Here is a 23,811-nt window from a genome sequence, read left to right on the forward strand (position 1 = left end):
GTTAATAGGGGGCCCTTCCTTGCACCTGTCCGGCTAGCGCGGGGTGGAAACGGGTAGGGAGTGGCAGGGCTGCGCCGGCGGAGGCTTGCGGGTCGGACGGCGGACCAGCACGGCGGCGATGACCGCGCCGAACACCAGCAGGCCCGCGCACCAGAGCAGGGCACCCCGGTAGGCAGCGGCCAGTTCGGCGCGTTGCTCGTACCCGGTGCCGGAGAGCCCGACCAGCAGCGGCAGGGCAGCGACCGCCAGCAGCCCACCGACCCGGGAGGCGGCGTTGTTGAAGCCGCTCGCCACCCCGGCGAAACGGTCCGCGACGGCGGCCAGCACGGACGCGGTCAGCGGCGCCACCACCAGGGTCAGCCCGGCCCCGAACAGCGCCACGCCCGGCAGCACCTGTCGCCAGTACGACGCGCCCGGCTCGACCTCGCGCAGCACCAGCAGACCGGCGGCGGCCAGCACCGGGCCGACGGTCAGCGGCAGCCGTGGCCCGATCTTCGCCGACAGTGCGCCGGCTCCGGGCGAGCCGACCAACAGCAGCACGGTCATCGGCAGCAGGGCGATGCCGGTGAGGAACGCCGACCAGCCGACCACGTTCTGCAGGTAGACGGCGAAGAAGAAGGTGAAACCGCCGAGCGCGGCGTAGACCAGCACGGTGAAGACGTTCAGCACGGAGAACAGCCGGCTGCCGAACAGCCCGGTGGGCAGCATCGCGGTCTCCCCGCGACGCCGCTCCACCAGTACGAACACCACCGCGGCGAGCACCGCGACCAGGGCCGCCACCGCTACCTGCGGCGAGCGCAGGCCCCGGCCGGGCGCTTCGACCAGGGCGTACGTGATACCGGCGAGGGCGACCGCGCCGAGCAGCGCGCCGGCCACGTCGAACCGCCGGCCCCGCCGGCCCGGTCCGCGGGTACGGGTGGCGCTCTCGTCCCGGCTCTCCGGCACCCAGCGGACGGCGGCCAGCACCACCAGCACCGCCAGCGGGAGGTTCAGGAAGAAGATCCACCGCCAGGAGAGCGCGTCGATCAGCCAGCCACCGACGAACGGGCCGAGCGCGGTGGAAACGCCGGACAGGCCCGACCACGCCCCGATCACCTTCGCCCGGTCGTCCGGGTGGAAGCTGGCCTGGAGCAGCGACAGCGAGCCCGGGGCCAGCAGCGCCCCACCCGCACCCTGGAGGAACCGCGCGGCCACCAGCCAGTCGGTCCGCAGGGCCAGCCCGCAGAGGATCGAGGCGACGGTGAACCAGATCACGCCGAGCAGGAAGATCCGCCGCCGCCCGAACCGGTCACCCAGCGCCCCGCCGAGCAGGACGAACGCCGCGAGCGTGAGCAGGTAGCCGTTGACGGTCCACTGTAGGCCCGCCACGGACGCGCCGAGTTCGGCGCCGAGGCGGGGCAGCGCCACGTTGACCACCGTGCTGTCCAGGAACACCATGCCGGAGGCGAGTACGGCGGCGGCCAGGGTGCCTCGGCCGGCGGCGGTGCCGAGTCGGAGGGCGGGCGCGGGTTCAGACATGACTACCAATCTGCCTTGCACCATGTGTCAGACACCACGAATCGCCGAAACCACGTCCGGGTACTGTGCGGGATCGCCGAAAGCCCGCAAGCTGGAGAGGTGTCGTCTGTGCGTACCAGATCAGGATCGCGCGCCCTGGGAGCGCTCGCGCTCGCCGCGGCGCTGACCCTCGGCGCGGCCGGTTGCGTCCCGTTTGAGGAGCCGGCGGAGCCGACGGGCACCGGCGGCGGCACCGCCACCCAGATGCTCTCCCAGCTCACCGTCGCCGAGGCCAACCCGATGCGCGGCTACAGCCGCAACCGCTTCCCGCACTGGCGGAAGACGGGTAAGAACTGCGACGTCCGCGACACGGTGCTGGAACGCGACGGCAAGGACATCCAGCACTCCGGCTGCAACGTGGTCGGCGGCCGGTGGGAGAGCGTCTACGACGGACGCGCCTTCACCGATCCGTCCCAGGTGGATATCGACCACATGGTCCCGCTGGCCAATGCCTGGCGGTCGGGCGCCGACGACTGGGACGACTCGAAACGCGGCGACTTCGCCAACGACCTGGACCGACCGCAGCTCTTCGCGGTTTCCGCGTCCTCCAACCGGGCAAAGGGTGACCAGGACCCGTCCCAGTGGAAACCGCCAAACCGGTCATACTGGTGCCAGTACGCCGGCGACTGGGTGGCGGTGAAGCACCACTGGCAGCTGACGGTGACCAGTGCCGAGAAGGCCGCGCTGGCCGACATGTTGGAGGGCTGCACATGGGAGAGCAAGCCGTAACCGGCGCCGACGGTTCCCCGGCGGCCGAGCGGGCGCCGGACGAAGCCGGGACGGACGCGGCGGCAAGCCCACCACGTGGCCCGGCCACGGCCGGGATGACCGCCGACGGTGCCGCCGCGGGTGAGGTGGAGGTGCCCGGCGCCGGGATGACGGCCGACGCCGGCGGCGCCACCGGCCCGCAGAGCCGGACCACGGACATCGTGCCCGGACCGGGCGGCGTGATGACCGACGAGGTCGGCGTGGTGACCGGTGAGCTGACCCTGCGTACCGACTTCGCCGACGGCCAGGTCACCCTGCACGTGCAGTACAAGGACGCCGACGAGTGGTACGTGGTCACCGGCGGCAAAGCCGCGCTGGACGACGCCGCCGGGCTGGACGCGGTGCACAGCATCGCGGTCGGCCTGCTGAACCGTCCCGAGGGCTGACCCGAAGGTGTTAAGAGGGGCCCCTTCCTATACGCGAGGCGTTAAGAAGGGGCCCTTCCTTACACGAAGGAGCCGGGCTCGCTGGGGGCGGAGACCACGCCGGGCGCCTCGCCCTCGCCCTCCGGGCGGACGATCTCCGCGCTCACCTTGTGTGGGCGTAGTTCCCCGCTGGCGATCTGCTCGGCGAAGTGGCACGCGACCCGGCTACCGCCGATCTCCCGCAGCACCGGCCGCTCGTCGGCGCAGCGGGTCGGCTGCGCCCACGGGCACCGGGTGTGGAACCGGCAGCCCGACGGCGGGTTGGCCGGCGAGGGCAGGTCACCGGCGAGCAGGATCCGCTCCCGGCGGTCCTCGACGTCCGGGTCAGGCACCGGCACCGCCGACATCAGCGCCCGGGTGTACGGGTGCAGCGGCTCGGTGTAGAGCCGGTCGCTCGGCGCTTCCTCGACCAGGCCACCCAGGTACATCACGCCGACGGTGTCGGAGATGTGCCGGACCACTGCCAGGTCGTGCGCGATCACCAGGTAGGTCAGCCCGAGGTTGTCCTGGAGTTCGTCGAGCAGGTTGACCACCTGGGCCTGGATCGACACGTCCAGCGCGGAGACCGGCTCGTCGGCGACGATCAGCTCCGGCCCCAGCACCAGCGCGCGGGCGATGCCGATGCGCTGCCGCTGACCGCCGGAGAACTCATGCGGATAGCGGGAGAGCGCCCACCTGGGCAGGCCGACCTTGTCCAGCGTCTCAGCGATGATCTTCCGGCGTTCGTCCCGGTTGCCGCCGATCCCGTGCGTCTGCAGGCCCTCGGTGAGGATCGACTCGACGTTCTGCCGCGGGTCGAGACTGGACATCGGGTCCTGGAAGATCATCTGCATCCGCTTGCGCATCGTGCGCAGCTTGCCCGGCGCCAGCTTGGTCAGCTCGACCCCGTCGAAGCTCACCTCGCCGGCGGTGGGCGGGGTGAGCTGGAGCAGCGCCCGCCCGAGGGTGGACTTGCCGCAGCCCGACTCGCCGACCAGGCCGTAGGTCTTGCCGCGCGCGATGCTCAGGTCGACCCCGTCGACGGCCTTGACGTGCCCGACCGTGCGGTCGAACAGCACCCCCCGCTTGATCGGGAAGTGCACCTTCAGGTCCCGTACCTCGACGAGGACGTCGCTTCCGGTCATGGCTTCTCCTCCTCGCGCGGCGCGGGCACCGGGCCGCCGGCCGGCTTGCCCGCAGCCGGTGCGTCGGCGCCGGCCTCCGCCGCCTGCCCGGCGCCGTCGGCGGTCGCCGCCGGCTCGGACTCCCCGGCCACCGGCACCTCGGCGGCCCGCGCCAGGCCCGGCAGCGGCGCCAGGTTGACGCAACGGTAGCTGCGGCCGTCGTGGGCGAGCACCAACTCCGGGGGCTCACCCACGCAGGCGTCCACCCGGCGGGTGCAACGCGGGGCGAACGCGCAGCCCTCCGGCCAGGGCAGCAGGTCGCGCACCGAGCCGGGGATGGGGTTGAGCCGTTCGCCGCGCCCGGCGTCCAGGCGCGGCACCGAGCCGAGCAACCCCACGGTGTACGGGTGCCGCGGCTCGCGGAACAGCGGTCGCCGCCGGGCCGTCTCCACCACCCGGCCGCCGTACAGCACGTTGATCGTTTCGCACATCCCGGCCACCACGCCCAGGTCGTGCGTGATCATCACCAGCGCGGTGCCGGAGTCCCGGACCAGGTCCTTCAGCAGCTCCAGGATCTGCGCCTGGATGGTGACGTCCAGGGCGGTCGTCGGCTCGTCGGCGATCAGCAGCCGAGGCTGGCAGGCCACCGCCATGGCGATCAGGGCACGCTGGCGCATCCCGCCGGAGAGCTGGTGCGGGTACTCCTTCAGCCGCCGCTTGGGGTCGGGGATGCCGACCCGGTCGAGCAGCGCGGCGGCCTCCTTCGCCGCCACGTCGCCCTTCATCCCCCGGTGCCGGGTCAGCACCTCGGTCACCTGAAGGCCGATCGGGATGACCGGATTGAGCGACGACAGCGGGTCCTGGAAGATCATCGCGATGTCGCGGCCCCGGATGTCCCGCCGCGACCGGTCGTCGAGCTGGAGCAGGTCGGTCCCGTCGAACACCGCCTTGCCGCCCACCCGCAGGCCGGGCTGCTTGGGCAGCAGCCCCATGATCGCCAGCGAGGTCACCGACTTGCCGCAGCCGGACTCGCCAACCAGGCCGACCACCTCACCGGCGTCGACGGCGAAGGAGACGCCGTCGACGGCGTGCACGGCGCGCTGGCCACGCCGGGCGAAGGTGACGGAGAGGTCGTCCACTTCGAGTAGTGCCATGGAGGGAACCTACTTCCGCAGCTTCGGGTCGAGGGCCTCACGCATCGCCTCACCGAGCAGGGTGAAGCCCAGCGCGGTGATGATGATGCCGAGTGCGGGCAGGATCGCCAGTCGCGGTGCGATGTCGATGTAGCGCTGCGCGTCGGCGAGCATCACGCCCCACTCGGGGATGGACGCGTCGTTGTTGCCCAGGCCGAGGAAGGAGAGCGCGGCGGCCTCGATGATCGCCGTGGCCAGCGTGAGCGTGGCCTGCACGATCACCGGGGCCAGCGAGTTCGGCACCACGTGCCCCAGCGCGATCTTCGGCTTCCGCACGCCGAGCGACGTCGCGGCCAGGACGTAGTCGCTGTTGGACTGCGCGATCATCGAGCCGCGCAACAGCCGCGCGAAGACCGGGACCGAGACCGCACCCACCGCGATCATGACCGTGGTGAGCCCGGCGCCCAGGATCGCGGCGATGCTGATCGCGAGCAGCAGGCTCGGCATGGCCAGCAGCATGTCGATGAAACGCATCAGGACGTTGTCGACGGCCCGGCCCCAACGGCCACCGAGGCCGGCGGCGGCACCAGCGATCCCACCGATCAGCGAGCCCACGGCCAGACCGATCATCGTCGCGACCACGCCGACCAGAAGGGTCTGCCGGGCCCCGACGATCATCCGACTGAACTCGTCGCGGCCGATGTGGTCGACGCCGAACCAGTTCTCGGCCCGTGGGCCGGGGATGTAGCCGATGTTCTCCCGGACCTCACCCTTCCACAGCTGGGCCTCGGGCGCGTGCGGGACCAGGAACGGGCCGACGACGGCGACGATGACGAACAGGCCCAGGACCACCGCGCCGACGATCGCGGCCGGGTTGCGGCGCAGCCGGCGGAACGCCTCCTGCCAGAGGCTGACGCCGCGCTCATCGTCCCGGGCGGCCAGTTCGGCGAGCCGGTCGATCTTTTCCTTCTTCTTGCCGGTGATGAGCGTCATCGGACCCTCACCCTCGGGTCGATCAGGCTGTAGGAGAGGTCCACGATCAGGTTCACCAGCACGTACACCACCGCGATGATCATGATGAAGCCCATCAGCACCGGGTAGTCGCGCTGGCTGATCGCCTCCGCGACGAACGCCCCGATACCGCTGAACGCGAAGACGGTCTCGGTGAGCACCGCGCCGGAGAGCAGACCACCGGTGAGCAGGCCGATCGAGGTGACCACCGGCAGCAGTGAGTTGCGCAGCACGTGCCGGCGGCGGACCACGTTCTCGGTCAAGCCCTTGGCCTCGGCGGTGCGGACGAAGTCCTCGTTGAGCACCTCCAGCACGCTGGCCCGGGTGATCCGGACGATGATCGCCAGCGGGATACTGGCCAGCGCGACGCCCGGCAGGATCAGGTGCCAGAGCGCGTCGGCGGCGGCGTCCCACTCGCGGGTCATCAGCCCGTCGAGTACGAAGAAGTTGGTGATCCGGGTGGCGCCGAGGGTCGGGTCCTGCCGGCCGCTGGACGGGAACAAGCCCAGGTTCTCGGAGAAGATCGCCTTGAGGATGTACGCCAGGAAGAAGACCGGGATGCAGATGCCGATCAGCGAGCCGCCGACCGAGAGGTGATCCAGCAGCCGGCCACGCCGACGGGCGGCGAGGTAGCCCAGCGGGATGCCGATCCCGATCGCGATCACCATCGCGGTGATGGTCAGCTCGACGGTGCCCGGGAAGCGCTGGAGGAACTCGGTGGTGACCTCGCGCTTGGTCGAGATCGACGTGCCCAGGTCGAGCCGGACCATCCGCCGCACGAACCGGCCGTACTGGACCAGGATCGGCTCGTCGAGACCGAGATTGTTGCGGATCGCGGCACGCATCTCGGGCGTACCCCGCTCGCCGAGAATGGCGGTCTCGGGGCCGCCGGGCAGCCGCCGGAGCCAGATGAACAGCAGGATGGAGAGCCCGAACAGCGTGGGTATCAGTTGTAGCAGGCGTCTGACGATGAACCGGAACACGGCGGCCTCGGAGGGGGTGCTGAGGATCGCGGGCGGGCGCTGTAGGTACAGCGCCCGCCCGCGGTCAGTGCGTCAGATCAGGACTTGAACTCGGCGGAGGAGAACCGCTCGTCGGTGAGCGGGCTCGCCTTGACCCCGGTCACGTCCTTGCCGAACACGATCGCCGGCGGCGAGTGCGAGATCGGCACACCCGGCAGGAAGTTCATGATGTCGGCGTTCAGCTCCTTGTAGAGCGCCACCTTGGCCGCCTGGTCTGCGGTGGTGTCCGCCTGCTTGAACTTCTCGAACAGAGCGGGGTTGTTGAAGCCCCACTCGTCCTTCTGCCGGTCGAAGAACGTACCGATGAAGTTGTAGCCGTCGCCGTAGTCACCGGTCCACCCGAGGAAGTGGATGTCGTGCTTGTTGCCGGAGGTGGTGGCGTTGAGGTAGTCCGGGCTCCACTTCAGCGGGATCGCCTCGATCTTGATGCCGGCCGCCTGGAGGTCCGCCGAGACCAGCTCGAACAGATCCTTCGGGTTCGGCATGTACGGCCGGGTGACCTCGGTCGGGTAGTGGAACCGCAGGGTCAGGTCCGACGCACCGGCCTCGGCCAGCAGCGCCTTGGCCTTGTCGACGTCGTAGTCGTACTTGGTGACGTCGCCGTTCCAGCCCTCGACGGTGTCGGGGAAGAAGTTCACCGCGACCTGGGCGCCCGGGGGCAGCTTCGAGTCGACCAGGGCCTGGCGGTTGACCGCGTGGGCGATCGCCTGCCGGACCTTCAGGTCGGCCAGCTTCGGGTTCCCCTTCTGGTTGATCGCCAGGTAGAGGATGTTGAACGCCGGGCGAGTCAGGACATTGAAGCCCTCACCCTTCAGCGGCTCGACGTCGGCCGGGCCGACCAGGTCGTAGCCCTGGATGCCCCCGGAGCGCAGCTCCTGCTTACGGGCGTTCTCGTCCGAGATCGTCCGGAAGATCAGGGTCTTCAGCTTGGCCTTGTCGCCCCAGTAGTCCTCGTTCCGCTCCAGCGTGAGTGACTTGTTGGGGACGTCCCAGGACTTGAACTTGAACGGACCGGTACCGGTCGGGTGCCCGGTCGCGTACGCGGGGTACTTGATGTCGTCCGCGCTACCGCTGACGTTGCTGGCGTCGTAGTCCTGCAGCGCCTTCGGGCTGTGCATGGAGAAGGACGGCAGCATCAGGGCGGCCGGGATCTTGCTGGAGACCCGGGTGAAGGCCAGGTCGACCGTGGTGGGGTCGGTGGCGGTGCAGGACTTGAAGAGGCTCGGCGGGAGCGTGGCGTCCTCATTGGCGGCGAAGCCACCCATGATGTCCTGCCAGTACGCGGTCACGTCCGGGCTCTGCATGAGGCCCTTGGCGTTGAACCAGCGGTTGAAGTTGACACAGACGGCGTCGGCGTTGAAGTCGGTGCCGTCGTGGAACTTCACGCCGGAACGCAGCTTGAACGTCCAGACCGTGCCCGTGGCGTCCGGCGTCCAGGACTCGGCGAGGCCGGGGCTGACCTTGGTGCCGCCCTCCTCCGGGCGGACCAGCGTCTCGAACATCTGACGGGCCACGCGCAGCGACTCACCGTCGCTGGCCATGGTGGGGTCGAGCACCTTCGCGTCTCCGGCGACGCCGAATACAAGGGTGTCGTTGCTACTACCGCTGGAACCTTCGCGGTCGCTCTCGGCACAGCCTGCTACCGCGAGGGCCGCGACCGCTACGGCCGCGATGGCGACCTTCGGCCTGGATGCACGCATGGTGCTTCACCTCGTCCTAGGGGGTACGGACAACGTGGTGACAGGGTCACCGATGGCGGTGACCTTAGCCCCCGTTTGGACCGCCCGGAAACGGCCGGAGAAGCTCTTGGTACCGGATCGTGTCCTTAGCGACCGGCCCTCGTAACGCGGGCCAACGGGCTATTGGGCAAAACGGCCCAATAGCCACTTCCAATCGATATCATTCTGTTACATCAATCGGACGGCCCATCAACACCGGTGTCATACCACCAATCGGCGCGTCTCACGGCGTGGGCGGTGTCGGGCAGGCCGGCAGGCGCGTCAGATCGAAGCCCGCAGCGGGTTCGCCCGGTGCCCGGAAGTCGAGCCGATGGCAGGCCCGCAGCGTCTCCTGCGGCCACCGGCCGTACCCCTCGGAAGCCTCGATGACCAGCGACAACTCCGGCTCGCGGCGGATCTCCCACACATCCACCTCGTGCTCGGCGGCCAGTGCCCGTAACCGATCGTCCGATACCTGATCACCGGCGGCCAGCACCGCCTCGGCGTAGCCACCGGCCCGCTGGTCCAGTTCCTCCGCGGCCGTCACCGCGCCGTCCCGCCTGGCCTCCCGGAACTCCCGCAGTTCCGCCGCGAAGCACCACCAGCCGACCAGCACCCCGATGACCAGCAGGCCGGCCAGCACCGACGGCGTCCAGGGCCGGTTGTCCCGCTCCTGCCGCACCGCGGCCTCCCTCGCGTCGCGTGCAACCGGTGGGGCCGGCCCACCACAGGCCGGCCCCACCCGCGCACTCAGTTGTAGCCGACTGCGGACAATCGGGCGGTGACCGCGTTGGCGTACGTCACGTTGCCGGTGTCCTTGGGATGGAACGACGCGCGGCTGATGCAGACGTTCAGGCCGGCCGTGATCCATCCGACGCAGGTGGCGTAGGTGTCACCCGAGACCATCCGGAAGTCCCCCTCACCCGCCGGGCCGGCCACCACGGAGTTGATGTCGTCGGGCACCAGGATGTTGTGGATGGTGTCGTACTTACGGCAGGTGCCGTGGTCGAGCAGCCCCTCGACCATGTCGGTGAACTGGACGTTACGGCCCGCGGCCCGAGCCTGGTCCACCATCTGCCGCTGGCCGTCGCGCATGTACAGGGCGGACCGGTTGAGCATGCTCATCTCGCCGCTGGTGTACCGGCCGAAGACACACTGGTCCAGGTGGTAGTCGGCGAACAACCGGGGATAGCCGGCCAGCATGATCGTGGCGTTCGGCGCCTTGGCCGCGATCGCGTCGATCAGCTGCCGCACCTGGAGGTGTGAGTTGTCGATCCGCTGACGCACCAGCGACTCGTAGCTCGGGTTGTCGCAGGCTTCCATCGCGCAGTCGGTCATCGTGTCGGGGAACCCGGCGTCGTTGCCGCCCGCCGAGAGCAGCACCAGGGTGGTGTTGGCGTCCAACGCCCCCGACTCGATCTGCGACATCTCCCGGAACTGTCCTTCGGCCCGCCGGTGATAAGTGCCGATGGACGACGGTGGACTCTGCCAATAGGTCGGCGTAGCAGTGTCACGCATCTTCTCCGCCGTGGCCCCCGAACAGCTGACGAACTGGAAGTCGACGTTGGGGTCGTGCGCCGCCACCCGATCCTTGATCGAACTGGACGAGCCGGGCAGCCGGGTCAGCATCTGCCACGACCGGTCGGTGCGCCGGCACGCGTTCCAGGCGTGGTTGCCGTAGTTGTTGTCGGTCTCGCGGTAGTAGCCGCCGGCGCCCTCGCCCGAGCCGTACGAGTCACCCATGGCCACCACGAAGTGCCGGGGCTTGGCGGTGAGCGGCACGAACGCCACCGCGTCCCAGGCCACGTCCTCCACGCCCTTGCCGTCCTCGCTGATATTGGTCAGCTCGACGTACTGCGCGGCCTGGTTGGAGAACTGGTAGGTGCCCAGCTTCACCCAGCGGTGTTGCAGGGTCCGGGTCGGGATGTACCGGGTCTTCATCCCCTGCCCGGTGTTGATGGTGTACTTCGCCTGCTGGGTGTGCGCCCCGTGATCCGGCAGGTGCACCATCACGGTGGCCCAGCCGTTCAACCGGTTGGTCGGCGTCCAGCGCCCGGTCACCTTCTGTGGGGAGGTCTCGGACGCCTGGCTGTGCGCGAACCAGAAGTGGCCGCCGAAGCCGCCCCCGATCTGGTGGGTGTCCACCTTGCCGGGATAGATGGTCGTCCCGTTCGGCCCTGGTCGCCCCTCGTAGGTGAAGGAGAACTTCCCGACTCGCGTGTGGTTCCGAGTGCAGCCCTGCGGGCCGAGTGGGCTGGCGCTGTCGATGTCGTCGATGACCAGTGCGTTGTCCGGCAGGCCGGCCCGGCCGCACTGCGAGTCGTAGATGGCGGTGGCGTACGGGCGTGGCTCGACGCTGGTGTACCGCCGGGTCTCCAGGCCACAGTTGATCGCGCAGTCCGTCCAGGTCACCGGCCCGTTCCACCAGCACTTCAGGTCGTCGCGGGTGCACGGGCCCGGCTTCTCCGCCGGGTAGTCACCCGGCACCTTCGAGACGGCCGGGTCGCAGGCGTTCCGGGCGGGCACGCAGAAGGTGAACCGGGTCGGCTGCGCCACCAGCTTGTTGCGCTCCAACGCGGTCGAGTACGTCGGCGAGTAGTTGCCCGTCGAGTAGTTGTAGCGGCGCAGCGAGGTGTAGGCGAAGCCCATCACCCGCTCCGGGTACGACCAGTGGTTGGGGTGCTTGGCGTTGTCGTACCCGATGTCGTCGTCGATCGGCGGCGAGGCGTCCGGCACGTCGAGCGGTGCGGTGAGGAACATCTGCCGGTCCGGCGGATAGTTCGGGTTGCTCGGGTTGTTGGCCCAGCCCACGCCCCAGGGCTGCGACCCGGACTGGGGGTAGAAGCCCGTGTTGTACGCCCAGATGGCGAACCACCAGTTCTCGATGTACTGCGGGTCACCGTTGTTGGCGATCAGGCCGGCGTCGCGCGTGGTGTTCCACTTGTCCTGGAGGATGCGCAGTCCGGCCGCGGCGTTGGTGGCGTAGTCCAATGCCACCGCCCGCTGCTTGGTGTAGTCCCACTGGACGCCGGTGATCCACTGGTCGGTGTCGGTCCGCTTCATCCCGGTGGTCACCTGGCCGACGCCGTAACCGCAGTCGGTGTGCGCCCAGTTGATCTTCGTGACGTCCGGGTTCATCAGGTCCAGGCCGTAGAAGCCGAGGCTGGTCAGCGGGTTGCCGGCGAGCCCGTCCACGGCGTGCCAGCTGGCCTGGAGCAGGTTCGACTCCTGAGCCAGGATGCCGAGGAAGACCTGGGCCGGCACGAAGCCGCCGCCCGACAGGGGCAGCGACGGAAACATCCCCTGCGGCGAGTACGCCGGCAATCCGTTGTTGGACCAGTTGGCCGGGCGCTGGAAGGTCAACTGGCCGCGTACCGCGAGGTTGGCGGCCCACTCCATCTGCTCCCGGCTGGGCTGGTAGACCTGGATGTTCTCGTCGTTGCGGGGCACCGCGCAGGACCGGTCCGGGTCCCAGGGCACCGTCGCCGGATCCGGATCGGCGGCCAAGCTCCGGGCGGCCGTGCCGTCACCGGAACCGCCGGCCGCGACGGCCCGCTCCCGGCCCGCCCGGGTCAACGTCGGTGCCACGCTGAATGCCATATCCGACCCGTCGGCGAGTTGGGCCGAGATCGCCACCCGGTCCGGCCGGCCGTCACCGGCGCCACCACCCGGCCCGGCCGCCTCGGTGCCGGTACGCACGCGCGTGACCACCAGGTCGCCGGTACGCGACACGTCGCTGTCCGGCAGCGCGTCGACGGCCCGCCACCGGGCCGGCAGCGACCGGCCGGCGAGCCGGGCACCGCTGCGACCGCCCACCACGAAGACCTGACCGTCCGCACCTGGCCGCAGCTTGACCGTGCCGAGCGGCGCCGAGGCCACCGTTGTCAGCTCACCTCCCGCGTAACGGACCAGGTCAGTGGTGTCGGCCCGAGCCACCTGGAACGCAACGTCGCCGGCCCCGTCGGGCAGCAGCCGGAAGGGCGTCCCGGCGGTACGGGCCCGGGTGGTCGTCCGGCCCCGCCGGTCGACGCTGACCAGTTCGTCGCCCTTGGCGGCGACAATCGTCTCCCCCACCGGAATGGCGGAGGTGACCTGGCCGGGCGTGATCAACTGCCGGCCGCCGCCGACCCGACGGGTGTCCACCGTGGTCAGCACCGTCCGCGCGGTGCTACCCGCCTCCGGAGTGGCGGGCAGCTCCAGCCGGGTCAGCACCGCGCTCTCCCCGTTGCCGCAGCCCGGATTGTGGTACGCGAGCGAGTAGCGCTCGGGCAGCTTGCTGACCCGGCCCGTCTCAAGGTCCACCACGGCCGCGAACGCGCCCGCGTTGGACAGCGTCTCGCGGTTGGTGAACTGCCTGGGCGCATAGACCGCCACCGCTGCGCGGCCCGACCCGGTGACGCACGCCTGGCCCACCCACTGATCCGTGGCCACGCCCGGCTCCGCCAGCGTCGCCACGGTCCGCCACTGGTACGCCGCGTTGGCGTCCGCCACCAGAATGTGCAACCCGGTCTCGTCGGCGGAGGTGGTCATCACGCGGTCGGCCGAGCGCCGCCAGGACCTGCCGAGCCGGCGATCAGGGTCCAGTACCCGGTCCGGTGCGAGTGGCGCCGCCTGCGGCGGCCGGGGCGGACCGGGATCAGGGTCCGGAGTGGACGGCGCGGCGGACGCCGCCGTGCCGGACGGAGCCAGCGGGACCAGCACCGCCAATGCCAGCAACGAGACAAGGGAACGACGCACGGCGACCTCCGTGAATCAGGAATTTGGCGTCCAGATTCACGGCCGGCATCACCAGCGCATCATCGTCGACCCACCGCCCGCCGCGGCGGCGGGTTCGTCACACGGCCCGGCGTCCCTCGAAGGCCCGGCCCAGGGTGATCTCGTCGGCGTACTCCAGGTCTCCGCCGACCGGTAGCCCGCTGGCCAGCCGGGTCACGGCGATCCCCATCGGCTTGACCATCAGCGCGAGGTAGGTGGCGGTCGCCTCGCCCTCGGTGTTCGGATCGGTGGCCAGGATCAGCTCGCGGATCGCACCGCCGCCGAGCCGGGCCATCAACTCCCGGATCCGCAGATTGTCCGGCCCGATGCCCTCCAGCGGATTGATCGCCCCGCCGAGCACGTGGTAGCGCCCGCGGAACTCACCGGTCCGCTCGATCGCGACCACGTCCTTCGGCTCCTCGACCACGCAGATCACCTCGTCGGTGCGGCGCGGGTCGCGGCAGATCCGGCACTGGTCGGACTCGGCGACATTGTAGCAGCTGGTGCAGAACCGCACCAGCTCCTTGACCTTGCGCAGCGCGCCGGCCAGCCGGTTGACGTCGGCCGGGTCGGCGGACAGGACGTGGAAGGCGATCCGCTGGGCACTCTTCGGACCGACGCCCGGCAGCCGGCCCAGCTCGTCGATCAGATCCTGGATGGCACCCTCGTACATCTGCGGGCTCAGAACCCGGGCAGGCCGAGGCCGCCCATCCCGCCCGCGACCGGGCCCATCTTCTGCTCGGTCAGCTCCTGGGCCGCCTGGGTGGCGTTGTGCAGCGCGGCAACGACCAGGTCCTCCAGGGTCTCCACGTCGTCCGGGTCGACCACCTTCGGGTCGATCTTGATGCTCTTGACCTCGCCGGCGCCGGAGACGGTCGCCGTGACCAGTCCACCACCGGCGGTGCCGGTCACCTCGGCCTCGGCCAGTTCGGCCTGCGCCTTGGCGATCTGCTGCTGCATCTTCTGCGCCTGCTTCAGCATCTGCTGCATGTTCGGCTGTCCACCAGGCCGCACGATGGCTCCCTCGACTCGTCTACTTGGCCGCCGCCCAGCCTAGCTGTCCCCACCGACCCCATCCCGCGCGCACGCACCTCGCCCACGGCGGCCGACCCAGGGACTAGCGGGTGTCGACTTCGCTGATCTTCTCGGTGGCGGCGAATGCCTCGAGGAGCAGGCGTACGGCCTGTTCCTCGCTCGACTCGCGGGCGGTCTTCTCGTCGATGATCTCGTCCAGTGGCTCGTCGCCCGGGTCGAAGCCCTCGTAGGCCGCGGTGGCCGCTGGCTGGGCACCGCCGGACCCTCCCGCCCCGCCCCGCACCGGGCCGTCGAAATCCGGGTCGTACGGCGGCTCGCCGGCAAACTCGGCGTCCGCGGTCTGCCGGGTCGCCGGGGCGGTACGCGTGCCCCGCCCGGCCGCCGCCGCGCGAGCCGCCGCGATCGCGCTGCTCACCCGCGCGCCACCGGTGCTGCCGTTGCCATTGGTCGCCGGCACCTGTCGCGGCGGAACGGACGACTTCGGTCCGGCCCCTGCCGCAGAGTGTGAGCCGCCCGGAGCGCCGGCCTGAGCCGCCGGGCCGCCCGGAACTCCGGGCTGAGCCGCCGGGGCATCCGAAGCGCCGGACTGACCTGCCCGGCCGCCCGGAGCACCCGCGTGACCCGCCGGGGCACCCGGAGCCGGTGTGGCGTCGGGCGGTGCGGGCCGGCCGCCAGGGCGGGCTGCCTCCGGCCAGTCGTCCGCCGAATCGCGGTTCCCAGCTGCGGTGGTCGAGGCGGAGCCACCCGGGCGGGCCGGTTCCGGCCAGCCTTCGTCGTCCTCGCCGGTGGCGGACGCCGAGCTGCCGGACCGCCCTGCGGTGGGTCCGTCCCCGGACCGGCCGCTACCGGAGAGGTCACCACCGGACCCGGCCAGGCTCGAAGAGTCACCATCAGGCCGACCCGCACCGGAAGCGGTACCGGTCCCGGCGGCGGCACGGGCGGACGGGCCGGCTGGGGCAGCGCCCCGAGCCGGGGCGGGCGACGGCCCGCCCCGCTCGCCGGCCACCTCGCACCGGATCTGCCAGCGCTCGCCCAACTCCTCGTAGATGGAGTCGATCAGCAGGTCGGGTTCGTTCGAGAGAGCCTGTGCATGGAATGGGTAACGGAAGCTCAGCACGAGGGTCTGGCCGTCGACCTCGCGCACCGTGGCCTCGCGCGCCCAGGCAGCGACCTTCTTGCTCTTGCGGCCGACCTTGCCGACCACCTCGGGCCAGATCCGGCGCACCGCAGCCGCATCGAGCACGCCGGGTTTCGCCGAGCCCGGCCTGGGCGGCTCGGGAGTGGCCGGATCGGGCATGACGGCCGACGCGGGTACCGGCCGACGGGAGGTGTCTGCCCCGGTTGAGCCGCCGGCCGGCGTACCGGTCGTTCCCTGGTCACCACCGTTCGCGGCAGCCGCTCCCCGGGCACCGGTGTTACCGCCGGCGGCTCCTCGGGCACCGGCACCAGCAGCGGCGGCGCGTGCGGCGGCCACCCCGGGCTGGGCACCGGGCGCCGCCGGCTCGCCGGCGGTCCCGGCCTGGGTCGCGGCGGCAGCCGCGGGCGCGGCGGGAGGCTGGGTGCGTACCGTGGCGGGGGCGGGAGCTGGTGCGGAGTCGGCGGCGGCCAGCGGCACCTCGGTGCCGGCGAGGGTGAGCCGGCGCTCCATGCGTTCGAGGCGCTGGAGCAGACCGCCGGTGGAGTCGTCGACGCCGGGCAGCAGCATCCGGGCGCAGATCAGCTCCAGCAGCAGCCGGGGCGCGGTGGTGCCGCGCATTTCCACCAGGCCGTCGTGCACGATGTCGGCGCAGCGGGACAGGGTGCCCGGACCGAGTCGCTGGGCCTGGGCAGCCATCCGCTCGATCTGGTCGTCCGGCCCGTCGATCAGGCCCTTGGTGGCGGCGTCCGGCACCTGCTGGAGCACGATCAGGTCGCGCAGGCGTTCCAGCAGGTCGGAGGCGAACCGTCGGGGGTCGTGCCCGGCCTCGGCGACCCGGTCGACGGTGGCGTACGCGGCGACGCCGTCCCCGGCGGCGAGCGCGTCACACATCTCGTCGATCAACGCCGAGTCGGTGACGCCGAGCAGCGCGGCGGCTCGGGCGTAGCTGACGCCGTCGGGGCCGGCACCGGCGATGAGCTGGTCGAGCACGGAGAGGCTGTCCCGGGCGCTGCCGCCACCGGCGCGCACCACCAGGGGAAAGACCGCCGGCTCGACCTGCACGCCCTCGGCCTGGGTGAGCTGCTCAAGATAGGGCCGGAGCACCTTCGGCGGGATCAGCCGGAACGGGTAGTGGTGGGTCCGCGACTTGATCGTGCCGAGGACCTTCTCCGGCTCGGTGGTGGCGAAGATGAACTTGACGTACTCCGGGGGCTCCTCGACCAGCTTGAGCAGGGCGTTGAAGCCGGCCGACGAGACCATGTGCGCCTCGTCGATGACATAGATCTTGAACCGGCTGTTGGCCGGGGCGAAGAACGCCTTCTCCCGCAGCTCACGGGCGTCGTCCACGCCGCCGTGGCTGGCCGCGTCGATCTCGATGACGTCGATCGAGCCGGCCCCGTCGCTGGTCAGCGAGCGGCAGGAGGCGCAGGTGCCACAGGGCTCCGGGGTGGGGCCATGCTCACAGTTGAGCGACCGGGCCAGGATGCGGGCGCTGGACGTCTTGCCGCAGCCGCGCGGCCCGGAGAAGAGGTACGCGTGGTTGAGCCGCCCGCTGCGCAACGCCTGCGACAACGGCTCGGTGACGTGCTCCTGCCCGATAACCTCGGCGAAGGTACGCGGCCGGTACTTGCGGTAGAGCGCCAGTGCCACGGCGTCCCGCCTCCTCTCGACCGCGCCATTCTCCGCCGCCACGCCCCGCCTGACCACCCACCCCGCTGGTGGAGGTGCAAGGAAGGGCACCTTCTTAACGCCTCCGGTAGAGGAAGGGTCCCTTGTTAACACCCGAGCCTGGCGGGTGGGCGGGGGCGCGACGGGCGCCGGAGACAGAAAGGCCCCCCGTGCACCCGGCAGAGCTCGCTTATCCTTGCTGCCTTCCGGCCCTGGGGAGGTTCACGAGATACCGCCGCACGGGAGGTAGCCCCAGCCTACCCGACCCGCCGTCGATCTTCAGGGGGTGGTGGGGTGGGCGGTCTGGCGGAGACCTGTATCCTGATCGGCGGAGGATTCGCCTAGAGGCCTAGGGCGCACGCTTGGAAAGCGTGTTGGGTTCACACCCTCACGAGTTCGAATCTCGTATCCTCCGCACCCGCCCACTATCGGGCAGACGTGAGGCCCCGATCGATCGGATCGGGGCCTTTGTCGTGTTCAGCCCGCGCGTGCTCCCGTAGTAAACGGAGAGCCGTCACCGGGCACGCGCCCAGGACACGAAGCGGTCGAACGACGCGACCGGGGACGGGTGGTCTCCGAGTTCGGCGGCGGCCTCCGCATGCAGCGTCGCCAGGTGGACCAGCAGGGCTGCCCGGTTCTCCCGGTAGTCGCCGAGGAGCCGTAGTTTCGCGGTGCTGCACGGCCACGCGATACCGCAGTCCCGGCAGCGCCACGTCGGCCGGGACGGCTGGTGCGCCTGGCGTCGCCGGATCACGCGCCGGCTGCCCTGGATGAGCGCCGACCCGAGGCTGCACTGCGCTCGCCCGACCAGGCCGATTCCGGACGCGGGCGCGTCGGGGTGATCGCAGCGGCACGCGGCCCGGCAGCGCGCGGCGCGGCGGCGGGTGGGCGGATCAGGCCGGCGGGCATCAGGTACAGCTCGCGGCGGTCGACCGCGTCGCCCCGGGCGTCGAGCTGGTAGCACTCGATCCACGTCCACCCGTGGTAGGTGATCCGGTCGGTGCGGTGGCGGATGACCCGGATGGTGATCGGGCGGACGAACTGCGGGGACGCCTGGCGGGTCAGCAGGAACACGTCACCCGGGGCAATGGCCCGCTCTGGCGGGTCACTCGCGGGCCGGTCCGGCACAGGTCGCCCCAATCCGTTAAGTGGTGGATGGGGGCCGCCACGGATGCTCGCCCGGCGGCGGCCCCCAGACGTACGCGACCGCCGGGTCAGGGGGATTGACCTCCACCGGCCGCGCCGTCGATACCCCAATTTGGCGCAGGTGACGGGACAACTACATGGCGTAGCGATATGGTCGCCAGATATTCGAGACGTCCGATGGGAGGGGCCATGAACGACGCGCTCCGGGTGGCGCTCCGGGACACCGGGCTCACGATCGAGTCGCTCGCGGATCGGGTGGGTGTCGACCCGAAGACCGTCAGTCGGTGGCTGCTTGAGGATCGGATCCCGCACGCCCGGCACCGCCTGACGGCGGCAGATGCCCTCCGCAAGGATGTCTCGGACATTTGGCCGGACATTTCGCGGCGTCGCGCGCTGGTCTGGTTCCGCCCATGGCAGGAGATCGAGCGCGAGGCCACGACGCTCCGCTCCTTCGAATCGCTCGTAGTACCGGGCCTGCTTCAGACCGAGGCGTACGCCCGCGCCGTCCTCGCGGGCGGCGGCCTGATCCCACGGAACGACGTGGAGCGGCTGCTCGCCCACCGCCTGTCCCGCCAGCAGATCCTGAGCCGGGAAGACCCGCCGCTGTTCACCGCCGTGCTGGACGAGGCGGTGCTGCGCCGCCCGGTCGGCGGCCCGGCCACCATGCGCGCCCAGTTGCTGGCGCTCGCCGAGGCGAGCGCCGAGCCCCACATCCGGGTGCACGTGGTGCCGTCCACAGTGGGCGAATACGCTGGCATCAACGGCCCGTTCGTGCTGGCCACCGCGGCGGATCACCGCATCGCCGGCTACCTGGACAACCAGCTTCAGGGGCAGGTGGTTAGCGAGCAGGCCGACATCGCGGCGATACTGGCCGCGTGGGAGAACGTGCGCGGCGAGACGCTCTCCCACTGGCAGTCGGTCGACCTGATCAGGGAGGTGGCGGAGTCATGGAACTGACCGGTGCAATAACGCCAACCGGCGCCCGGTGGCGCAAGAGCAGCCGCAGCAGCGGCAACGGCGGCAACTGCGTCGAGGTCGCCGACAACGTGCCCGGCGTGGTCGGCGTACGCGACTCGAAGGACCCGACCGGCCCAGCGCTGGCCTTTGCCCCGGCAGCCTGGCGCGCCTTCATCACCGAAGTCGGCAAGCCCTGACCGCCGTCGTACACATGTTCTATCCACAGGCTGTGGACGCGGGGTGAGTTACCAGCTCAGCGCGGTCGTCGCGGACGCCGAACTGCTGCGCGAGGAAACCCGCGAGCTGGACCATGCCGTCCTCGGCGGGTTGCGCCAGGACTTCGCCCTGCTGCCGGTGACCCCGCAGCTGGTGCAGGAGCTGACCGGCACGCCGCCGGACTACACGATCGACGAACCCGGCCCGGAGTCCCCGTTCGAACTGATCCTCTCCCCCGCGCTGACCGAGGTGCTGGCCCACTGGTCACGGCACGGCCCGCTGGCGTACGTCGAGGCGGAGTTCGCCGGCGGGGCCGGGCACCAGGCGGCGGCGGTCTGGTTGGGCGGCACCCTGACCTGGGGGCCACGCTTCGACACGGCGCTCGACGGCCCGCGCCCTGACTGGCCGATCAATGCCGCGCTGATCGAGCTGGGCGTGGAGCCGGGCCGGTGGATCGACCCGTTCGCCGAACTGGGCCTGCATGTCGAGCGCAGCACCGAAGGCTGGCTGGCGCACGGGCGGCGCGGGCTGAGCGCCGACTACTGGGACGAATTGGCCGACGAATGGGAGGCTCGGCAATAACCTCTCCGCTCCCGTCCCGTTGGGGACTGGGGGATTTCCAATGAAACTGCGTCAATTCGGCTTCATCGCCACGCTCATTCTGGCTGCCTCGATCTCGGGCAGCGGACCCGTACCACCGGGCACCTTCGCCGTGCCCGAACCCGTCGCGTCGGTCACCGTGGTCGACCTCGACGGGTTGGCCGACGTAGACTTCGGCGCCACCGAGAGCGAGCTGACCCGGCGCGGCATACTCCGCACCGACGTCGACGCCTGCGGCCCGACGCTGGCCGGGCACGACATGGTCAGCCCGATCTTCATCGACAACCGGCTGGTGCTGCTCTGGGCCGGCGACCCGGTCAGCACCCCGGAAGGGATCACCGCCGGGACGCCGATCGCCGAGGTCCGGGCCACCTATCCAACAGTGCGCCAGCTTCGAGCTCCACAGGGGACGCACCGCTTCGACGGCCTGCTCGCCCGCGACGGCGACCGCGCGTACCTGTTCCTGCACGACGGGCGCACGGTCCGCAAAATCATCGCCGGGTACGCCGACTGGGCGCACCGCCTCTTCGTCGAGGGCCACGGCCCCTGTTGACCTGCTCAGAAGAGCGGGCCGCCGCTCTGCGGGCCGGCGATGCGCAGGCCGTACCGCTTTGGCCAGACCCGGTCGGTACGCAGCGACAGGCCGCTCCACGAGCCGGACTGTGGGACGAGCCCGCCGGAAGCACCGTGGAACCGGGACAACGTCCCGGACGGGTGGCCGGCCTGATCTCCGGACACCTCCTCGCCGGTCGACCCCACGACGGCGTCCAGCGGACCGGTGCCGTTGAGGTTGAGCAGCGCCACCGAGGCACCGAACTTGTCGCCGCGCTCTGCGCCGCCCGGTACGACCGAGTGGTTCTGGTCGAAGCCCTGGGCACCACTGCCGGTCAGCCCCGAGGAGGAACCCTTGAGCAGGGTGATCATGCCTGCCTCGGCCTTCGTACCGATCGCCTCGCCGGGCGCGCCCACCAGCACGTCGGCCCGGCCGTCGCCGGTCACGTCACCCACCGCGAGCGTCGCACCGAACCGGTCCTCCTGCTCGGGGGTACCCGGCACGCCGGCCGTGCGCTGCGTGATGATCTTCACGGCGCTGCCGGACAGGCCACCGGTCCGGCCGGTGAAGACCGCGATCAGGCCACCGTAGATGTGCGGGGTCTGGGCGCTGGGCGCGCCCGCGATCACCTCACCGAGCCCGTCGCCGTTCACGTCGCCTATCGCGAGCGCCTCACCGAGGTACCAGGCGATCGTGTCGCGGTGGCCGGTCGCCTTCTTCACCGCCGCGCCGGTTACCGAGGTTGCGCCGCTCAGTTTCACGCCGCTCGCCGAACCCCACATCAGGGTCACCATGCCACTGCCGGTCCAGCTCTGGCCGTCGTTCTCGTGGGGAGCACCGATGACCAGGTCCGCGTACTTGTTGTTGTTGACCTTTCCGATCGCGAGCGCCCAGCCGAAGTGGTCGCGGCGCTCTGCGGCGCCGGGCACTGCGGCCTGGTTCTGGTGCAGCTGCTGGGCGCCGGTGACCTTCAGGCCACCGACCCCGCCGTAAAGGACGGTGACCGCGCCGGCCTCCGCGATCTTTCCAATCGATTCGCCGTACGCCCCGATCGCCAGATCGTCGCGGCCGTCGCCGTTGATGTCGCCGGTCGCCAGCGCCGAGCCGAACCTGTCTAGGTCCTCCGCCTCACCGGGTACCCCCGGCGTGCTCTGGTTGAAGTGCTGCGCCGAGTCGACCACCAGGCCGGTACGGCTGCCCGGGATGACCCAGACGCCGCCGGCATGGGCCTTGTTACGCGGGTCGACCTCGTCCGAGTCACCGATTGCCAGGTCGTCGTAGCCGTCCCCGTTGAAGTCGCCGGCCACGAGCGCCATGCCGAAGCAGCTGCAGCCGCCGTCGGGGGATAGGACACCCGAGAAGTAGTCGACGTGCGGCGCGGACGAGTAGCGCACGACAACGACACCGGTCGGGTGGCGCGACGGGTCGAAGTAGGAGGGATCGCCGTTGGCGGCGATGTCGTCGACGCCGTCCCCGTCGAAGTCCGATCGGGTCGGCCCGGTTCCCTTCACCGGGGTGACCGCCTCCGCCACCCGGTGATACTGCAGGACAACGCCCTCGCGGGTGATGGTCCGGAACTCGTCCGCCGCCTTGGCGGGGGCACTGACCGCCAGGCTGGCCAACACCGCCAGCACGGACACCCCGGCCACTCTCCGTCGCATCAGAAACCCCCGCTTCCCCTAGACGTTCCAACATCATCAGGGCGGCGTAGACCGATAACTATGCCCGGCCGGACAGACCTGCCAACCTGGACGGTCGGTGCTGGGACCTGCCCGCCTCACCAGCTGACCGGCAGCTCCCAGGGGCCGAGGATCGCGTGCCCCTGCTTCCACCGCACCTCGTCCGGGGCCACCGCCAACCGCAACCCCGGCAGCTCCTGTAGCAGCAGCGCCAGCGCGACCCGGACCTCCAGGGCGCCCAGGTGCGCGCCGATGCAGTAGTGCGGGCCGTAACCGAAGGAGAGGTGCGGGTTCGGGTCCCGCCCGAAGTCCATCCGCTCCGGGTTGGTGAAGACCCGCGGGTCCCGATTCGCGCCGTCATGCGACGGGATCACGATGTCGCCCTCGGCCAGCCGCGCGCCGCTGGGCAACGTAACGTCCGCCATCACCCGCCGGGGCATCTCGTCGCCGTTGGAGGTCGAGTGCAGCCGCTCCAGTTCGGCGACCGCCCCGTCCACCTGCTCCGGGTGCTTCAGCAGGTGGTCCCACGCGGAGTCGTGCCCGGCGTACGGGCGGGTGCGCAGCAGGTACACGAAGGTCGAGATGGAGCTGGCCGTGGTCTCCCATCCACCGACGATCAGCGAGAGGGGCAGTTTCACCTGGACGTCCACCGGCTGGTCCGCCGCCGCCGTGGCGATCCGGGTCATCAGGTCACCGGTTGGGCAGCCCCGCCGCTGGTCCAACTGCTGCCACAGGTAGCCGCCCATCTCCTCGGCTGACCGGGCGGCCTCGGCCCGGCTGAGGTCGCCCGAGCCCATGAACATGTCGCCCCAGCGGCGGAACTGTGCCCGGTCCGGCTCCGGCAGGCCGAGCAGGTCGGAAATCACGTTCAGGGCGAACGGTACGGCGAAGTCGCCGACCAGGTCAGCCCGCCCGCCCTTGGCAACCAGCACGGCGAGCTGCGCCTCGGCGGCCGCCTGCACCGTGTCGCGCAGCCCGGACACGGCGGGCTTGGTGAAGTTGTCCTTCACCGTGCCCCGGACGGCGGCGTGCTCTGCGCCGTCCATTCCGAGCATCGTCCCGGACACGTCGACCTGGTCGGCGTGGGCGGCGGCGGCCCGGGAGAACAGGTCCTGCCGGCGGAGCACCTCCCGGACGTCGTCGTACCGGCAGATCAGCAGCGCCGGCAGCCACTCCCCACCGACTTGCCGGATCACCGGCACGATGCCGGACTCTGAGGCGGCGAACCGTGCGTAGTAGGGGTGTTTGTCCGGGCCGGGCGTCCGGTCAACGCCGTCGGCATCGACGTGGAAAGGGTGCGGCACGGGATTAGCGTCGACGGGAATCA

The 23,811-nt window shown here is 70.8% G+C and carries 21 protein-coding genes, 1 tRNA gene and 1 other RNA gene; 7 read left to right on the forward strand and 16 right to left on the reverse strand.

All coding sequences use genetic code 11. From position 1 onward, the window contains the following. Nucleotides 1-33: 33 nt before the first annotated feature. Nucleotides 34-1,518 carry an MFS transporter gene (locus tag AB0M52_RS05700; RefSeq protein WP_363949339.1) on the reverse strand — a complete coding sequence of 495 codons (1,485 nt, stop codon included), beginning with the start codon at nt 1,516-1,518 and terminating at the stop codon, nt 34-36. Nucleotides 1,519-1,680: 162 nt separating this feature from the next. Here AB0M52_RS05700 and AB0M52_RS05705 point away from each other — a divergent pair, with 162 nt between their 5' ends. Next, on the forward strand, nt 1,681-2,286 hold the full coding sequence (locus tag AB0M52_RS05705) for an HNH endonuclease family protein (RefSeq protein ID WP_363949398.1): 606 nt from the start codon (nt 1,681-1,683) through the stop codon (nt 2,284-2,286). Then, complete coding sequence (locus AB0M52_RS05710) at nt 2,268-2,711, forward strand: hypothetical protein (RefSeq protein ID WP_363949342.1); 444 nt, start codon at nt 2,268-2,270, stop codon at nt 2,709-2,711. Before AB0M52_RS05705 ends, AB0M52_RS05710 begins: the two co-directional genes overlap by 19 nt. Nucleotides 2,712-2,770: 59 nt before the next feature. Here the strand turns inward: AB0M52_RS05710 and AB0M52_RS05715 are convergent, their stop codons facing one another. From AB0M52_RS05715 to ffs, 11 genes are all read right to left on the reverse strand, one after another. Beyond that, a complete protein-coding gene (locus tag AB0M52_RS05715) occupies nt 2,771-3,874 on the reverse strand; it encodes an oligopeptide/dipeptide ABC transporter ATP-binding protein (RefSeq protein WP_363949345.1) in 1,104 nt (367 codons plus the stop codon). Next, nucleotides 3,871-5,007, reverse strand: a complete 1,137-nt coding sequence (locus AB0M52_RS05720; protein ID WP_363949348.1) for an ABC transporter ATP-binding protein — start codon at nt 5,005-5,007, stop codon at nt 3,871-3,873. The genes AB0M52_RS05715 and AB0M52_RS05720 overlap by 4 nt, the downstream gene beginning before the upstream one ends. A 9-nt stretch (nt 5,008-5,016) precedes the next feature. Beyond that, nucleotides 5,017-5,979 carry an ABC transporter permease gene (locus AB0M52_RS05725; RefSeq protein ID WP_363949351.1) on the reverse strand — a complete coding sequence of 321 codons (963 nt, stop codon included), beginning with the start codon at nt 5,977-5,979 and terminating at the stop codon, nt 5,017-5,019. Continuing rightward, nucleotides 5,976-6,980: an ABC transporter permease gene (locus tag AB0M52_RS05730; protein ID WP_363949353.1), complete on the reverse strand. Its 1,005-nt coding sequence runs from the start codon at nt 6,978-6,980 to the stop codon at nt 5,976-5,978. Before AB0M52_RS05730 ends, AB0M52_RS05725 begins: the two co-directional genes overlap by 4 nt. A gap of 77 nt (nt 6,981-7,057) precedes the next feature. Then, nucleotides 7,058-8,719, reverse strand: coding sequence for an ABC transporter substrate-binding protein (locus AB0M52_RS05735; protein ID WP_363949356.1), 1,662 nt, complete (start codon nt 8,717-8,719; stop codon nt 7,058-7,060). Between the two features lie 262 nt (nt 8,720-8,981). Continuing rightward, on the reverse strand, nt 8,982-9,419 hold the full coding sequence (locus AB0M52_RS05740) for a hypothetical protein (RefSeq protein ID WP_363949359.1): 438 nt from the start codon (nt 9,417-9,419) through the stop codon (nt 8,982-8,984). Nucleotides 9,420-9,487: 68 nt separating this feature from the next. Continuing rightward, nucleotides 9,488-13,474, reverse strand: coding sequence for an SGNH/GDSL hydrolase family protein (locus tag AB0M52_RS05745; protein ID WP_363949362.1), 3,987 nt, complete (start codon nt 13,472-13,474; stop codon nt 9,488-9,490). A gap of 97 nt (nt 13,475-13,571) precedes the next feature. Next, on the reverse strand, nt 13,572-14,165 hold the full coding sequence (recR, locus tag AB0M52_RS05750; RefSeq protein WP_363949365.1) for a recombination mediator RecR: 594 nt from the start codon (nt 14,163-14,165) through the stop codon (nt 13,572-13,574). A gap of 8 nt (nt 14,166-14,173) precedes the next feature. Continuing rightward, nucleotides 14,174-14,482: a YbaB/EbfC family nucleoid-associated protein gene (locus tag AB0M52_RS05755; protein ID WP_363949401.1), complete on the reverse strand. Its 309-nt coding sequence runs from the start codon at nt 14,480-14,482 to the stop codon at nt 14,174-14,176. Nucleotides 14,483-14,609: 127 nt separating this feature from the next. Continuing rightward, complete coding sequence (locus tag AB0M52_RS05760) at nt 14,610-17,315, reverse strand: DNA polymerase III subunit gamma and tau (protein ID WP_363949368.1); 2,706 nt, start codon at nt 17,313-17,315, stop codon at nt 14,610-14,612. A gap of 177 nt (nt 17,316-17,492) precedes the next feature. Further along, an RNA gene (gene ffs / locus AB0M52_RS05765) (signal recognition particle sRNA small type) lies at nt 17,493-17,582 on the reverse strand. Between the two features lie 81 nt (nt 17,583-17,663). Here ffs and AB0M52_RS05770 point away from each other — a divergent pair. Then, nucleotides 17,664-17,748 (forward strand) — tRNA-Ser (locus AB0M52_RS05770). A 99-nt stretch (nt 17,749-17,847) separates the two neighbouring features. Here AB0M52_RS05770 and AB0M52_RS05775 read toward each other — a convergent pair. Together AB0M52_RS05775 and AB0M52_RS05780 are read right to left on the reverse strand one after the other, a co-directional pair. Next, on the reverse strand, nt 17,848-18,087 hold the full coding sequence (locus AB0M52_RS05775) for a flavin reductase (protein WP_363949370.1): 240 nt from the start codon (nt 18,085-18,087) through the stop codon (nt 17,848-17,850). Beyond that, on the reverse strand, nt 18,084-18,461 hold the full coding sequence (locus AB0M52_RS05780; RefSeq protein ID WP_363949373.1) for a hypothetical protein: 378 nt from the start codon (nt 18,459-18,461) through the stop codon (nt 18,084-18,086). Before AB0M52_RS05780 ends, AB0M52_RS05775 begins: the two co-directional genes overlap by 4 nt. A gap of 207 nt (nt 18,462-18,668) precedes the next feature. On the opposite strand from AB0M52_RS05780, the gene AB0M52_RS05785 reads away from it, so the two are divergent. The 4 genes from AB0M52_RS05785 to AB0M52_RS05800 all read left to right on the forward strand — a co-directional run bounded on the left by AB0M52_RS05785 (nt 18,669) and on the right by AB0M52_RS05800 (nt 20,805). Further along, nucleotides 18,669-19,436 (forward strand): helix-turn-helix transcriptional regulator, encoded by a 768-nt coding sequence (locus AB0M52_RS05785; RefSeq protein ID WP_363949376.1) that lies wholly within the window; start codon nt 18,669-18,671, stop codon nt 19,434-19,436. 8 nt (nt 19,437-19,444) lie between these two features. Next, a complete protein-coding gene (locus AB0M52_RS05790) occupies nt 19,445-19,633 on the forward strand; it encodes a DUF397 domain-containing protein (RefSeq protein WP_363949404.1) in 189 nt (62 codons plus the stop codon). Nucleotides 19,634-19,676: 43 nt separating this feature from the next. Continuing rightward, nucleotides 19,677-20,234, forward strand: a complete 558-nt coding sequence (locus AB0M52_RS05795; RefSeq protein WP_363949379.1) for a hypothetical protein — start codon at nt 19,677-19,679, stop codon at nt 20,232-20,234. Between the two features lie 76 nt (nt 20,235-20,310). Then, on the forward strand, nt 20,311-20,805 hold the full coding sequence (locus AB0M52_RS05800; RefSeq protein WP_363949406.1) for a hypothetical protein: 495 nt from the start codon (nt 20,311-20,313) through the stop codon (nt 20,803-20,805). Between the two features lie 5 nt (nt 20,806-20,810). On the opposite strand, the gene AB0M52_RS05805 is transcribed toward AB0M52_RS05800, so the two are convergent. Continuing rightward, nucleotides 20,811-22,466 (reverse strand): hypothetical protein, encoded by a 1,656-nt coding sequence (locus AB0M52_RS05805; protein WP_363949382.1) that lies wholly within the window; start codon nt 22,464-22,466, stop codon nt 20,811-20,813. Between the two features lie 116 nt (nt 22,467-22,582). Continuing rightward, the gene (locus AB0M52_RS05810; protein WP_363949385.1) at nt 22,583-23,788 is read right to left on the reverse strand and encodes a cytochrome P450; all 1,206 of its coding nucleotides are present in this window, start codon (nt 23,786-23,788) and stop codon (nt 22,583-22,585) included. Nucleotides 23,789-23,811 lie beyond the last annotated feature (23 nt).

The organism is Micromonospora sp. NPDC051296, from assembly GCF_040682255.1.
Classification (GTDB): domain Bacteria; phylum Actinomycetota; class Actinomycetes; order Mycobacteriales; family Micromonosporaceae; genus Micromonospora; species Micromonospora craterilacus.

Bases quoted from the DNA above. Each gene is read 5' to 3' on its own strand.
- AB0M52_RS05700 (WP_363949339.1), bottom strand. From the start codon at position 1,518: ATGTCTGAACCCGCGCCCGCCCTCCGACTCGGCACCGCCGCCGGCCGA.
- AB0M52_RS05755 (WP_363949401.1), bottom strand. From the start codon at position 14,482: ATGCAGCAGATGCTGAAGCAGGCGCAGAAGATGCAGCAGCAGATCGCC.
- AB0M52_RS05725 (WP_363949351.1), bottom strand. From the start codon at position 5,979: ATGACGCTCATCACCGGCAAGAAGAAGGAAAAGATCGACCGGCTCGCC.
- AB0M52_RS05720 (WP_363949348.1), bottom strand. From the start codon at position 5,007: ATGGCACTACTCGAAGTGGACGACCTCTCCGTCACCTTCGCCCGGCGT.
- recR (WP_363949365.1), bottom strand. From the start codon at position 14,165: ATGTACGAGGGTGCCATCCAGGATCTGATCGACGAGCTGGGCCGGCTG.
- AB0M52_RS05805 (WP_363949382.1), bottom strand. From the start codon at position 22,466: ATGCGACGGAGAGTGGCCGGGGTGTCCGTGCTGGCGGTGTTGGCCAGC.
- AB0M52_RS05735 (WP_363949356.1), bottom strand. From the start codon at position 8,719: ATGCGTGCATCCAGGCCGAAGGTCGCCATCGCGGCCGTAGCGGTCGCG.
- AB0M52_RS05785 (WP_363949376.1), top strand. From the start codon at position 18,669: ATGAACGACGCGCTCCGGGTGGCGCTCCGGGACACCGGGCTCACGATC.
- AB0M52_RS05710 (WP_363949342.1), top strand. From the start codon at position 2,268: ATGGGAGAGCAAGCCGTAACCGGCGCCGACGGTTCCCCGGCGGCCGAG.
- AB0M52_RS05715 (WP_363949345.1), bottom strand. From the start codon at position 3,874: ATGACCGGAAGCGACGTCCTCGTCGAGGTACGGGACCTGAAGGTGCAC.